We start from the raw sequence: 13,977 nt of genomic DNA, 5'->3' as shown, positions 1-13,977 counted from the left end.
AAATGTCGAAGATTGAAGAAGTAAAAGCAAATGTAGAGAAAGGTAAAGCTAAGCTCGTACCTGGTTTAATACAAGAGGCTCTGGATGAAGGAAATGCAGCGGAAATTATCCTGCAGGCCATGATTGACTCCATGGGAGTTGTTGGTGACCGCTTCTCCGCCGGAGATATTTTTGTACCTGAAATGTTGATGGCTGCTAAAGCAATGTCCAAAGGTGTTGAAGTCCTTAAACCCCATCTCGTAAGCGATAATACCTCTTCGCTAGGTACCTGTGTTATTGGTACCGTCGAAGGCGATCTCCATGATATCGGTAAAAATCTTGTCAAAATGATGCTCGAAAGTGCCGGCTTTAAAATGGTTGACCTTGGCGTAGACGTTTCAGCGGCTAAATTTATCGATGCTGTCAAAGAAAATGAAAATGTTACCCTGGTAGCCTGCTCGGGGCTCCTTACAACTACTATGACCTCTATGAGAAGTACCATTCAAGCACTTAAAGACAGCGGTTTGAGCGGATTTAAGGTTATTGTCGGCGGTGCGCCTGTAACTGCTGAATACGCTGCTGAAATTGGCGCCGATGGTTTTGCTCCTGATGCAGGAAGTGCAGCAGTAAAAGCTCAAGAATTAGTAAAAGGTTAATACAACCTAAAATAAAAGGGGGATAACGTATGTTAACGAAACGCCAAAATTTGATGGAAACGATTAAAGGCGGAAATCCTGATCGATTTGTTAATCAATACGAGTTTATGGAGATAATCTTAGAAGTTCCCTCGAAGCTTATGACTGACCCAGGAACTGAGTTCAAGAATGATTGGGGTATTACGTTCAGATGGCCGGAAGGCCAGTTGGGACAGTTTCCTGTCCATGACGAGGAACACAAAGTATTGAAGGATATTACTAAGTGGAGAAACTATGCTAAAGCCCCTGTTATTAACAATTCGGATGAAGCTTGGGCGGCAGCTGTTGCTCATGCCAATTCCGTTGACCGCAAGGACCAATTTGTAACGGCCTTTGTGGCACCGGGGATCTTTGAAATGTGTCATCATCTTATGAGCATGGAAGATGCTTTAATGGCCTTATATGAAGAACCGGAGGCTATGCATGAACTCATTGATTACCTGACGGAATATGAGTTAAACTATGCCAAAGTACTGATTGACCGTCTCCATCCTGATGCCCTCTTTCATCATGATGACTGGGGCAGTCAAAAATCTTCCTTTATATCTCCGGCTATGTTCGAAGAGTTCTATCTGCCTGCTTACAAAAAAGTCTATGAATTCTATAAACAAAATGGTGTGGAATTAATCGTTCATCATAGTGATTCCTATGCAGCTAATCTCGTTCCTTTTATGATTGAAATGGGAATTGATATTTGGCAAGGAGTTATGACGACCAACAATACGCCTGAGCTTATCAAGAACTACGGTAAGCAGATAACCTTCATGGGAGACATTGACAGTGGTGTTGTTGATTTCCCGGGGTGGACACCTGAAATCGTTGCCAGAGAAGTGGAGAGAGCTTGTAAAAACTGCGGCAAGTTGTACTTTATCCCTAATTTGACTCAAGGCTTAAACTTCAGCTCTTTTCCGGGAGTCTATGAATGTGCCAGTGAAGCCATTGAGAAAATGAGTAAAGAGATGTTCTAAAACCATTAGCCTCAAATCAACCCAGGCTGAAAAAGAACTGCATTTTTCAACCTGGGTTATGCTGCTGAATTGAAGGGAGAGGCTGATTGTGAACCCTGACATGGAAAAATTGACGTTTCTGGCAAAATCCCTTGGAGCAGCTCACGCGGCAATTATAGACGTTGCGGTTGTTCAATTTAATGAAGACTTTAGAACTCAGTGTGAGCAAAATGTCTGTGGAAGCTATAATAAAAACTGGATGTGTCCTCCTGCTGTCGGTTCGATTGCTGAACTAAAGGAGAAGGTCCAAACGTTTAAGCAGGGCTTACTTTTCCAAACTGTATATCAGTTAGAGGGTTCCTTTGATTGGGAGGGCATGCAGGAAGGAACAGCAGAACACACCAGGATATTTCGGGAACTATTGGACAACCTTAGGAGCACGGTTGCTTCTGAAAAACTGCTCCCTTTGAATGTTGGTCCCTGCACTTACTGCGGCAGATGCGCTTTTTTAGATAATCTGGAGTGCCGCTTTCCTGAAGAAGCTGTTTCGTCGGTCGAGGCCAGTGGGATCGATGTTATTGCCTTAGAAAAGAGTTATGGAATTCCTTACAATAATGGTGAGAATACAATTTCCTGCGTAAGTCTTATTTTAGTTGAACTATAGTGTTTAAACGTTTCAGCGTTCCTTAGCCAGTTACGCTTGGGCCATCGCTGGAAGAGAGCAACTGTCTTATTAATCTTTGAAGAAATGGGGTAAAAGATATGAAAAGTGATATTGAAATAGCCCAAGCAGCGGAAATGAAACCAATCACAGAAATTGCCCAAAAGCTTGATTTAACTGAGGATGATCTTGAGGCTTACGGCAAGTATAAAGCTAAAGTTAGTCTTGATGTCTGGAATCGTCTTAAAGATAAGCCTGATGGCAAGCTCATTTTAGTAACGGCTATTAATCCTACCCCAGCCGGAGAAGGAAAGACGACAACAACCGTTGGATTAGGGCAAGCCCTTTGGAAAATGGGCAAAAAAGCCATGATTGCTATTCGCGAACCATCCCTTGGACCATGTTTTGGTATCAAAGGCGGAGCTGCCGGCGGCGGCTATGCTCAAGTTGTTCCTATGGAAGATATTAATCTTCATTTTACGGGTGATTTCCATGCCATTACTTCGGCTCATAGCCTCTTAGCTGCCATGTTGGATAATAGTATTCAGCAAGGCAACCCCTTAAATATTGATCCTCGTCAGATTGTCTTCCGCCGTGTTGTAGATATGAATGACCGCGCCCTGCGCAAAGTTGTGATTGGCTTGGGCGGCAGAACAGAAGGGGTTCCCCGCGAGAGTGGCTATGATATTACGGTTGCTTCTGAAGTCATGGCGGTTCTTTGTTTGGCCAGTGACCTCATGGATCTCAAAGAACGTTTTGGCAAGATTGTCGTGGCCTACACCTATGATGGCAAGCCGGTAACGGCCCATGATCTCGAAGCGGAAGGGGCCATGGCGCTCTTAATGAAAGATGCCATTAAGCCGAATCTTGTTCAAACGTTAGAAAACACACCGGTATTTATTCATGGCGGGCCCTTTGCAAACATTGCCCATGGCTGCAACAGTATTATGGCAACAAAACTGGGTCTTAAGTTAGTAGATTATCTCGTTACTGAGGCCGGTTTCGGAGCTGACCTCGGCGCTGAAAAGTTCTTTGATTTGAAGTGCCGGTTTGGCGGCTTGAAACCAGAGACTGTTGTTATTGTGGCAACGGTTAGAGCTTTGAAGATGAATGGCGGTCTCGCCAAAGACCAGTTGGACACAGAGGATTTGGGAGCCTTAGGGCGAGGGATTGTCAACCTTGAAAAACATATCGAAAACATGGCTAAATTCGGCGTTCCTGCAGTAGTAGCAATTAATCGCTTCCCGACGGACACCGAGGCAGAGCTGAGTTTAGTCCGCGAGCGATGTCAGGAGCTGGGTGCGGAAGTGGCCCTATCTGAAGTCTTTATGCGCGGCGGAGATGGCGGAGTTGAGCTAGCCGAAACAGTTCTTCGCGTGCTGGAAGAAAAAGAGTCCAACTTTAAAGTCCTTTATGAATTAGATTTGCCTATTGAAGCAAAAATTGAGAAGATCGCCAAAGAGATCTACGGAGCTGATGGCGTTGTCTTTGACAAAGCGGCTCAAAACTCTATGAAGAAATATGTGGAAATGGGTTATGGCAATTTACCCGTCTGTATGGCCAAAACACAATACTCCCTCTCAGATGATGCTTCACGTCTGGGACGCCCGACGGGTTTCACTATCACCGTGCGTGAACTAAGACTTTCTGCCGGTGCCGGATTCTTAGTAGCAATTACAGGCGCAATCATGACCATGCCAGGATTACCCAAACGTCCGGCAGCGACGAGAATGGATATCGATGTTAACGGAACAATTACAGGATTGTTCTAATCTCAAGTTTCCACACTTAATTTACTAAAGCCCTTCGTTGTACCTTTCCATTTATAGGAAAGGTACTTTTTTCTTGCGAAGATACATTTTATCCTACTCCCCAGACCCAAAAGGTTCCTGAATGTTTATACTAACCCGCCGCTTATAGACAGTGGCTAACAAGTGTTATTGAAAGGACCAATGTTAGGTTTCTTTTCCTGGAATTGTATTAATAACTAGTATTCTTATCAGAATTTCGATATACTGTATCATTAAAAGCACGAAGCAATTTAACGAAGAATAGGCGGGTAAAGGATGACATTTCAACAGCTCAAATATGCCATTGAAATTGCAAACTGGGGCTCGATTAATGAAGCCGCCAAACGATTGTTTATATCTCAGCCCAGTCTTTCCATGGCCATCAAAGAATTGGAAGAAGAGCTTAAGATCACTATTTTCGAGCGGACTAACAAGGGAATTAATGTATCTGTCGAGGGAACGGAATTTTTGGGTTACGCCCGGCAGGTTATAGAACAAATAGAACTGTTGGAAAATCGGTACCTGGATGCTAAGCCATCTCCACAACATTTTTCGGTTTCAACTCAGCACTATGCTTTTTCGGTTAATGCCTTTGTAAATCTGATCCAAAAATACGCTTTAGAAGACTATGAGTTTACCTTAAGGGAAACAAAAACTTATGAAATTCTGGACGATGTAAAAAATCTCCGCAGTGAGATCGGTATCCTCTATCTTAACGACTTTAATAACAAGGTCATTAATAAGCTCTTGAAAGAAAGCAATCTGGAATTTACTGTTTTATTCCAAGCACAGCCTCATGTTTTTATCAGTGCTAAAAATCCGCTGGCCAAGCAAGCAAACGTTAGCTTAGACGATCTGGATCCTTACCCATGTCTATCTTTTGAACAAGGACAATATAATTCCTTTCATTTTTCTGAGGAAATTCTCAGTACGTTAACCCATAAAAAGAATATTCGCGTGAGTGACAGGGCGACACTTTTTAATCTCTTAATTGGTTTAAACGGCTATACCATTTCCACCGGCGTTTTAAGTGCAGACCTTAACGGCAATAACATTATCGCCGTGCCCTTAAATATTGATGAGATAATAACAGTAGGCTGGATTTCGCATAAGAATGTAACACTTAGCAAGCTGGCAACAGCTTATGTGCAGGAATTGGAGAAGGTAATTCAAGATTATCGCTAATTCTAAGAACAGAAACCCTTTGTTACAAGTTTGGGCAAGAAATGGCTTGTTATAGCTTTAGACTATAACAAGCCATAGTTTTTTAGAGTTACTTTATATCCATTGCTTAATGGTATAGTAAATCTAAACGATAAACCTTTCTTCCAAGATTGGGTATATTTATTCAGCTTTAGCTGAACGAGTTCACTCATTCCTTATTGTGACTTGGTCTGATTTAGAGTGAAGCAGCTTTCGTAGTTATAACGTTCAGCTGCAGATTGATTTAATGATCGAGGAGGTCTACTGATGAGATACAATATCGAGACTTATTTAAAAGATAGAATTCTTGTTTTAGATGGAGCCATGGGAACCTGCATTCAGGGATATAATTTACATGAACTGGAGTTTAGAGGAACGTGTTCTTGTCAGAGAAACCAAAAAGGGAATAATGATCTCTTAAATCTTACTCATCCTGAGATCATTCAAGCAATTCATAGAAGCTATCTGGAAGCTGGCGCCGATATAATCGAGACAAATACCTTTAATGCCACGAGAATATCTCAGATGGACTATGGGATGGAGGAAAAGATCTATGAACTTAATGTTCAGGGGGCAAAGCTGGCAAGGGCCCAGGCCGATTTATTTACTGAGACTGACCCGAGCAAACCGCGTTTTGTTGCCGGCTCAGTGGGACCGACCAATAGAACAGCGTCTCTTTCCCCGGATGTTGAAAACCCAGGGCTGAGAAATATAAGCTTCGACGAACTTGAATTCGCTTATCGAGAACAGATCGCAGGGCTTGCCGACGGCGGAGTGGATATGATAATTATCGAAACGATTTTTGATGCTTTAAATGCTAAAGCCGCAGTTGTTGCAGCTCGAAATGTTTGTGAGGAAAAAGGTATCATTCTGCCCGTATTTATTTCGGGAACGATTGCTGATAAAAGTGGCCGAATCTTATCAGGACAAACCCTTGAGGCCTTCGCTCACACTCTAAAGGGAGAGGGGATCTTTGGTATAGGGTTAAACTGTTCTTTTGGCGCCAGGGATCTTATTCCTTTCCTAAAATATCTGTCAAAATCGCAAGATCGTTATGTAACGTTTCACCCTAATGCCGGGTTGCCTAACTCACTGGGGGAGTATGAGGAACGTCCGGAAGAAACAGCAGCTCTAGTCAGGGAATTGGCAGAAGAAGGACATTTGAATATTGTTGGGGCCTGCTGTGGTTCCACACCTGCCCATATTAAAGCGATCAGTGAAGCAGTAAAGGGGATCAAACCAAGAAGAATTCCTCTGATCAAAAAAGAGACGATATTTTGCGGCTTAGAAGACATAGTCATTAAGGAAGAAAACAATTTTGTCAATATCGGGGAAAGAACGAATGTTTCCGGATCAGCGAAATTTGCCCGCTTAATCAGAGAGAAGAACTATGATGAAGCATTATCAATCGCTAAAGAACAGGTGCAGAATGGAGCTCAAATCATTGACATAAACTTTGATGACGGGCTTCTTGATGCTCAACATGAAATGGATAGTTTTCTCAAGCTTCTTGCCGCTGAACCGGAGATTTCCAGAGTTCCGGTGATGATTGATTCCTCGAGATTTGAAGTCATCGAAACTGGTTTAAAGGCCATTCAGGGAAAAGCTGTCGTTAATTCCATCAGCCTGAAAGGCGGAGAAGAGGAGTTTATCCGGCAAGCAGCATTAATTAAAAAGCATGGTGCAGGCCTAGTCGTGATGGCTTTTGACGAGCAGGGTCAAGCTGATACTTTTGAACGAAAAAAAGCCGTTTGTCAAAGAGCCTATAATGTATTGGTGAATAAGGTGAAGTTCCCCCCAGAAGATATTATTTTTGATCCGAATATTTTAGCCATAGCCACAGGGATTGAAGAACACAATAATTATGCTCTTGATTTTATTAATACCGTAAAATGGATCAAAAATAATCTTCCCTCTGCCAAGGTGAGCGGCGGGGTAAGTAACTTATCCTTCTCCTTTCGTGGAAATAATACCATCAGAGAAGCTATGCACTCTGTGTTTTTATATCACGCTATTGCTGCCGGTCTGGATATGGCAATTGTCAATCCAGGTCTGATTCAAATTTACGATGAAATCGATCATGAGCTTCTCCAAGCAGTCGAAGATGTCGTCTTAAACAAGACGCCTGATGCCGCGGAAAAACTCTTGTCTTTTGCGGAAAAATATAAGACGACGGACAGAAACCAAACAGAGAATAATCTTACCTGGAGAGAGCAAGACTGCGAATACCGGCTCATTCATGCTTTAGTCAAGGGTATCTCCGAATTTATTGAAGAAGATGTTGAGGAAGTCAGAAGGCAATATGCCCGAGCTGAAGAGGTGATCGAAGGACCGTTGATGGAAGGCATGAAGACGGTCGGAAACTTATTTGGAGACGGTAAAATGTTCCTTCCGCAGGTCGTGAAGAGTGCGCGAGTTATGAAAAAGGCAGTCAGCTGTTTATTACCCTATATAGAAGCTGAAAAGAAGACAGGCGAAAAAAACAGCGCCGGAAAAATCGTGATGGCTACGGTCAAGGGTGATGTCCATGACATCGGTAAAAATATCGTTTCAGTGATCCTGGCTTGCAACAATTTTGAAGTCATTGATTTAGGGGTTATGGCTTCCAGTGAACTAATTCTCCAGACAGCTCAAAAAGAAAATGCTGATATTATCGCCCTTAGCGGACTGATCACACCTTCCTTGGAAGAGATGTGTCATGTGGCGGAGGAAATGGAACGGCAAGAGTTTAAAATTCCTTTGATGATTGGAGGCGCCACAACCTCTAAAACTCACACGGCCTTAAAAATTGCCCCCAACTATTCAAAAGGTGTCGTTTATAGCGTTGACGCCTCGAAATCCGTAGAAATTGCCAAAAGGCTTGTTGACAGGAATACAGTCAAGGGCTATTTAAAGGAGATAGAAAATGAATACCAAACGTTAAGAGAAAACTACGAGAATGCAAGACGAAAAATGCTGTCTCTCGCTGAAGCCAGAGAAAAGAAATTAAAAATAAATTGGAATGAGGAAACCATTAGGGTGCCGAACTTTATAGGCACCAAATTGTTGGAAAATTATCCTCTTAGTGAATTAAGAGCATATATTGATTGGTCTTATTTCTTTGTAGCCTGGGATATGGGGATGGCTTATCCTAAGATTATGGAAGATCCCAAATATCGTGATGAAGCCAAAAAGCTTTTTATTGATGCTAACAACATGTTAGATCTATTAGAGAGGGAAGAGATACTTACGGCCAATGCGGTTTTTGGTATTTTTCCCGCTAACTCTCAAGGCGATGATATTGAATTGTATCATCAAGGAAAGGTTACAACGTTCAATATGTTAAGGCAGCAAACCGTTGCCAACGATAATGTCTATCGCTGCTTAGCTGATTATATTGCCCCCAAAGATTCCGGCAAGACCGACTATTTAGGCGGTTTTATTGTCACGGCGGGCATAGGAGTCCAAGAGTATGCCGGGAAACTTAAAGAGCAAGGCAATGATTATGGAGCAATTATGGTAAAACTTCTTGCGGATAGGCTGGCCGAAGCCTTCGCTGAGTTGTTACACTATCATGTCAGAAAGGATTATTGGGGATACGCTCCTGATGAAACGTCAGAACCTGAGACCTTATTAAAAGGATCTTATCAAGGAATCAGGCCTGCTTTTGGCTATCCTTGTCTTAGAGATCATAGTGAAAAAACCAAGCTGTTTCAACTTTTAGAGGGAGAAAAAAATACGGGTGTTAGCTTAACAGACCATTATATGATGGACCCTGTGGCTAGTGTTTGTGGTTTGTACTTCGGTTCGCACCATGCCAACTATTTTGATATTCATAGAATTGATAAGGATCAACTTAACGATTACGCCGGACGTACCCAAAAGAATCTTAACGAGCTGGGGAATATGTTAGGTACCATTATTTGAGAAAGACATTTAGATTTCTTTGCTAGAACAGTCTTTTAGTAAAGACAGCTTATAGGTTAAGTTTATCCGGTTTTTAAGCCCCCCACTTCTATAAGTGGGGGTGTCCTTCGTTAAGTTTAGGTGGAGTAGAATCCTCTTCTGAAGCCCGATGTTCAGCTTTAGCTGAAAGAGTTCACTAAGCAGCTGATTTGTTTTACAAAAATAGCACAAAAATATTGTAGATAATTGTAGAAATGCAATATAATAGACATAGATTTTTGGAGCTAGGAGTTAATATTGAGTCATCCAACAAATTCCAGAGGGAGATAATGTAATGAAAAACTATAAGGTTATAATTCATATCGACGAAATGACGAAATGGAAACTGTTATTAACGAATGTAAGCAATTTATTAAAAGCAACAGGTGAGGATAATTACTCTGTTGAGGTTTTGGCAAATGCCGAGGCAGTAAAGTATTATGCTAAAAATCAGCATGCTTTAGATTTCGATAATGATGTGAAGACCATGGAAAGTTTGAATCAACAGGGCGTTAAATTTGTTGCCTGCAGCAATGCTTTAATGGCCAATAATCTAAAAAAGGATAATCTTTACGATTACGTAGAAACCGTTCCGGCCGGAGTAATAGAACTTGTCGTAAAACAAAATGAAGGATATTGTTATATAAAGCCCTGATGTTCAGCTTTAGCTGAACAAGTTCACGGTATTAAAAAAGTCGCCCACTGTGTTAACTACAAGAAGAACAATCACAGTGGGCGATTTTTTCAGGTATAAAACCATTATGGTTTTTAGTTACTCAGATAATTATTGAGCACAATTTTTTCTTCGCCAGGAATATGCATTTTAGCCAAACGTTCGTGGAGTGAAACGAACATGCCTGACGCAAGTGACGGTCTTGCTCATTGTTTCGAATAAGCCGCCCTCGCGGGGAATTCCTTCGATTAAAAAATGTTCGTTACTGGCGGGGACAATGGTGTGGTAGATCGGATTATTGCGTGTTGTCATAGTTGTAAGTTCAATCATGGGTTTAGGATATGAGGGAGTATAGGTTTTGGGGAATTCGCCGAAGGGTCCTTCCATATGACGAACATGGGGCAACATTCGGCCTTCGAGGACAATCTCGGCCTGAGCGGGAACACGGTATGTCTATGTAAGGCAAGTTGTTGCCTCAGGTTACTTTCACAGGGAAAGCCTCCGATTGAATCAAAAATTAAATAGAAATTAATATTAAAATTCTGTCAAAGACATTATTGACTTATATTTATAATAATTATAAAATAAAAGAAAACCATTATAATTGTTTCTTACATATCTTGCACTACTAAATCTATTAGGAAGAGAAAGGGTGGATAATGGATGTCTTGGAGTATTGTTAACTTTACAGGTGAGGAAATTATTAAGCTGGCGCTTGAGATGGAAAAATCGGGAAAGGAGTTTTATGAAAAAGCCCTCTCCTATGCCCAAGATCTTCAAGTCAAAGAGGTCTTAGTCTATCTGGCGAAGGAAGAAGAAAAACATTTGAAAGACTTTGAGAAATTAGGCGAAAGGCTTTCTAAAGAATTTATGCCCAATGAAAGTTATGCCGGGGAATATGGAGACTATTTAAAGTCAATTGTAAATAACCATATTTTTAACTTGAATAATGTTGAAGATCTGGTTAAAGGAATAAAAACCGATCTGGACATTTTGCACTTCGCTCAGAGTTTCGAAAAAGATTCTATTATGATCTTCCAAGAGTTTGAAAACTTTGTTAATAATGCGGGCAAGGATACAGTAAAAGACCTGGTAAACGAAGAAAAAGAACACATCAAAAAAATCAATGCCTTGTTTTTAATCAAGTAGAGAGGGCGGGGCGATTCCATGAACGAAGATCAGAAAGTTGATGCAGCCAACTTAGCAAAACCTTACCAAGGTTTTTGGGGACGAATAGCCCAATATATACCCGACGATCGTCGCTTTTGCGACCCTTTGCACACATTGGCTTATGGGATTGATGCCAGCTTTTATCGTTTAATTCCCAAAATTGTTCTCAAAGTGCGTGATGTGGCGGAGGTCAAACACATATTGAATGCTTCCCAAGAATATAAAGTGCCTGTTACCTTTCGAACAGCAGGCACCAGCCTCTCGGGACAAGCTGTGACGGATTCTGTCCTTGTAGTATTGCAAGGGTCTTGGAGGGGCTGCTCCATCTTGGATAAAGGTGACAAGATAGCCTTGGAGCCAGGGATTATTGGAGCTGAAGCAAATCGCTATTTAGCCCAATATGCCCGAAAAATCGGACCTGATCCTGCATCAATTGATCATGCGATGATTGGCGGAATTGCCGCCAACAATGCCAGCGGCATGTGCTGCGGAACGGCAGACAACAGTTATCAAACTGTTGCGGAGATGAAAATAATCTTCGGTGATGGAACCATGTTGGATACCGGGGATCAGAAATCTTGCTTAAGTTTTCTGGATTCTCATTCGAAGTGGGTTAACAACATCCTCGAAATAAAGGATAAAATCATGTCTGACCCTGAACTTGAAGCTTTAATTCGCCACAAGTACAAAATTAAGAATACAACAGGATATAGTCTCAATGCTTTTGTGGATTTTGAGGACCCCATTGACATTATCAAACATCTCATGGTTGGTTCCGAAGGAACGTTAGGTTTTATAGCCGAGATTACTTATCATACAGTCGTTGAGCATAGTCATAAAGCGTCAGCTTTAATCATCTATCCCAATATGGAACAAGCCTGTTTGGCTGTTCAAAAATTGGACAGACAAATAGTATCTGCCGCCGAACTAATGGATCGGATTTCTTTAAAAACAATGGAAGACAAGCCGGGTATGCCCGAGTACCTAAAGACTCTTTCTCCAACAGCCACGGCTCTGCTTGTTGAAGTTCGGGGCACTGATCAAGAATCACTGCAGCAAACTATTGAAAACGTGGAAGATCTGCTTAGAGAAATTCCGACGGTTTTGCCATTGGGTTTCACTGATGTCAAGGCTGAGTATGAGAACCTATGGAATATTCGCAAAGGAATTTTCCCGGCTGTCGGCGCTATAAGAGCTTTGGGGACGGGGGTAGTCATAGAAGATGTTGCCTTCCCTAAAGAAAATCTTGCCGAAGCGACTTTAGCCTTGCGGGAGATTTTGAACAAGTATGCTTATGAGGATGCCATCATATACGGGCATGCTCTTGATGGGAACCTGCATTTTGTATTTACCCAGGATTTCGGTCGTCCAGAGGATCTACCACGTTACGAAGGACTGATGAGAGAAGTCAGTGATTTGGTTGTCGATCGTTTCGGCGGATCCTTGAAAGCTGAGCATGGGACTGGCCGAAACATGGCTCCTTTTGTGGAGGTGGAATGGGGGAAAAGAGCTTATGAGTTTATGAAACTGCTTAAAGCGACCTTCGACCCGGAAAACCTCCTTAATCCAGGTGTTATTATTAATGATAATCCTAACGTCTATTTGGAAAATCTTAAAAATATGCCCCAAGCCCATAAGATTATTGATACATGTACCAACTGCGGCTTTTGTCAGGATATTTGTACTTCTAAGAATTTAACCTTAACCCCGAGACAGCGGATTGTTGTGCAGCGAGAAATTCAGGAATTACGCCGAACGGGAGACGATCCCCAACGCTTATCTCGTCTGGAAAAAGACTTCGCATATCCCGGCAATAAAACTTGTGCTGTAGATGGCTTGTGTGCAACGAGCTGCCCTTTAGGAATCAATACAGGGGACTACATTAAATTTTTGCGTTCTCAAGAGACAACACCGAACAGCCGCAGAATTGCGGAAAGTTTAGCTAATCATATGACTGGAGTAACGGGAGTCATGCGTTTGGGGCTGGGTACTGTCCATGGAGTTCACCGAATTTTAGGCACCAAGGTGATGGAGGGCTTAACCCAAGGGGCGAGAAAGATTTCCGGGAACGTGATTCCTCTCTGGAACCCGTGGATGCCCAAAGCTGGCAGAGTTTCTTCCCTCAAGCATACCAGTGGAAAAGATGGGAGGAAAGTTGTCTATTTCCCCAGCTGTATCAGCCGTTCCATGGGAGCAGCCAAAAACGATCTTGATCAGAGGAGCTTGAGTGAGGTAATGCTCTCTGTTTTGGACAAAGCCGGTTATGAAGTGATTTATCCTCCCGCTATGGACAAACTTTGCTGCGGTATGCCTTGGGAAAGCAAGGGGTTTTTCGAGACCGCTGATCAGAAAAGCTCTGAGCTAGAGAAGGCGTTATTTGCAGCAAGTGAAGGGGGCAAATATCCTATTCTGTGTGATACAAGCCCTTGCTTATATCGAATGAAGCGAGTGATGCACTCGTTAAAACTTTATGAACCCGTTGAGTTTATTCACGATTTTTTGCTTGATCGTTTAACTTTCAATCAGCGAAAAGAAACAATTGCTATTCATGTCACCTGCAGTTCGGTGAAGATGAATCTGAAAGAGAAGTTTTATACTGTAGCCCATGCCTGTGCTGAAAATGTTATCATACCCCAAGATGTCCATTGCTGTGGGTTTGCCGGAGATCGCGGCTTCACGTTTCCGGAACTAAATCGTTCGGCCTTAGCAGCTTTGAAAGATTCTCTCCCCGAAAACTGCCAGGCTGGATATTCCAATAGCAGAACCTGTGAAATCGGGCTCTCCTATCATAGTGGTATCAGCTATCAATCAATTGTTTATCTGGTAGATAAGTGTTCAACTCCACGCTAAATCAAAACATTCACAAGGATGCAGGAACATAGTTTGCTGCGTCCTTGTTTTCTTTTAGTGGCTTGTGGCCTTGATCCTAATCATT

Annotated in this window: 9 protein-coding genes and 1 pseudogene; 9 read left to right on the top strand and 1 reads right to left on the bottom strand. The window is 42.2% G+C overall.

All coding sequences use genetic code 11. The features are described from left to right. Window positions 1-2 precede the first annotated feature (2 nt). The 7 genes from B5Y67_RS16870 to B5Y67_RS16840 all read left to right on the top strand — a co-directional run bounded on the left by B5Y67_RS16870 (window position 3) and on the right by B5Y67_RS16840 (window position 9,854). Window positions 3-635, top strand: a complete 633-nt coding sequence (locus B5Y67_RS16870) for a corrinoid protein (RefSeq protein WP_088227596.1) — start codon at window positions 3-5, stop codon at window positions 633-635. A gap of 29 nt (window positions 636-664) precedes the next feature. Next, complete coding sequence (locus B5Y67_RS16865) at window positions 665-1,642, top strand: uroporphyrinogen decarboxylase family protein (protein WP_088227595.1); 978 nt, start codon at window positions 665-667, stop codon at window positions 1,640-1,642. 88 nt (window positions 1,643-1,730) lie between these two features. Next, entirely contained in the window at window positions 1,731-2,285 is a 555-nt protein-coding gene (locus B5Y67_RS16860) for a DUF2284 domain-containing protein (protein ID WP_170932726.1), read from the top strand. A gap of 98 nt (window positions 2,286-2,383) precedes the next feature. Beyond that, window positions 2,384-4,054 carry a formate--tetrahydrofolate ligase gene (locus B5Y67_RS16855; protein WP_088227594.1) on the top strand — a complete coding sequence of 557 codons (1,671 nt, stop codon included), beginning with the start codon at window positions 2,384-2,386 and terminating at the stop codon, window positions 4,052-4,054. A 294-nt stretch (window positions 4,055-4,348) separates the two neighbouring features. Continuing rightward, window positions 4,349-5,257, top strand: a complete 909-nt coding sequence (locus B5Y67_RS16850; protein WP_088227593.1) for a LysR family transcriptional regulator — start codon at window positions 4,349-4,351, stop codon at window positions 5,255-5,257. Between the two features lie 285 nt (window positions 5,258-5,542). Next, complete coding sequence (metH, locus tag B5Y67_RS16845; protein ID WP_088227592.1) at window positions 5,543-9,181, top strand: methionine synthase; 3,639 nt, start codon at window positions 5,543-5,545, stop codon at window positions 9,179-9,181. A 313-nt stretch (window positions 9,182-9,494) separates the two neighbouring features. Further along, window positions 9,495-9,854, top strand: a complete 360-nt coding sequence (locus B5Y67_RS16840) for a DsrE family protein (protein ID WP_088227591.1) — start codon at window positions 9,495-9,497, stop codon at window positions 9,852-9,854. A 168-nt stretch (window positions 9,855-10,022) separates the two neighbouring features. On the opposite strand, the pseudogene B5Y67_RS16835 reads toward B5Y67_RS16840, so the two are convergent. Next, window positions 10,023-10,310 (bottom strand): annotated as a pseudogene (locus B5Y67_RS16835) (UbiD family decarboxylase domain-containing protein); the annotation flags it as partial. 225 nt (window positions 10,311-10,535) lie between these two features. Here B5Y67_RS16835 and B5Y67_RS16830 point away from each other — a divergent pair. Continuing rightward, entirely contained in the window at window positions 10,536-11,021 is a 486-nt protein-coding gene (locus B5Y67_RS16830; protein ID WP_088227590.1) for a ferritin family protein, read from the top strand. A gap of 18 nt (window positions 11,022-11,039) precedes the next feature. Then, window positions 11,040-13,892: an FAD-binding and (Fe-S)-binding domain-containing protein gene (locus B5Y67_RS16825; RefSeq protein WP_088227589.1), complete on the top strand. Its 2,853-nt coding sequence runs from the start codon at window positions 11,040-11,042 to the stop codon at window positions 13,890-13,892. Window positions 13,893-13,977 lie beyond the last annotated feature (85 nt).

This window comes from Desulfosporosinus sp. FKB, assembly GCF_002196705.1.
Taxonomy (GTDB): Bacteria; Bacillota; Desulfitobacteriia; order Desulfitobacteriales; family Desulfitobacteriaceae; genus Desulfosporosinus.
This window is presented reverse-complemented; position numbering and strand designations above follow the sequence as displayed.

Bases quoted from the DNA above. Each gene is read 5' to 3' on its own strand.
- B5Y67_RS16870 (WP_088227596.1), top strand. From the start codon at position 3: ATGTCGAAGATTGAAGAAGTAAAAGCAAATGTAGAGAAAGGTAAAGCT.
- B5Y67_RS16865 (WP_088227595.1), top strand. From the start codon at position 665: ATGTTAACGAAACGCCAAAATTTGATGGAAACGATTAAAGGCGGAAAT.
- B5Y67_RS16855 (WP_088227594.1), top strand. From the start codon at position 2,384: ATGAAAAGTGATATTGAAATAGCCCAAGCAGCGGAAATGAAACCAATC.
- B5Y67_RS16850 (WP_088227593.1), top strand. From the start codon at position 4,349: ATGACATTTCAACAGCTCAAATATGCCATTGAAATTGCAAACTGGGGC.
- metH (WP_088227592.1), top strand. From the start codon at position 5,543: ATGAGATACAATATCGAGACTTATTTAAAAGATAGAATTCTTGTTTTA.
- B5Y67_RS16840 (WP_088227591.1), top strand. From the start codon at position 9,495: ATGAAAAACTATAAGGTTATAATTCATATCGACGAAATGACGAAATGG.
- B5Y67_RS16830 (WP_088227590.1), top strand. From the start codon at position 10,536: ATGTCTTGGAGTATTGTTAACTTTACAGGTGAGGAAATTATTAAGCTG.
- B5Y67_RS16825 (WP_088227589.1), top strand. From the start codon at position 11,040: ATGAACGAAGATCAGAAAGTTGATGCAGCCAACTTAGCAAAACCTTAC.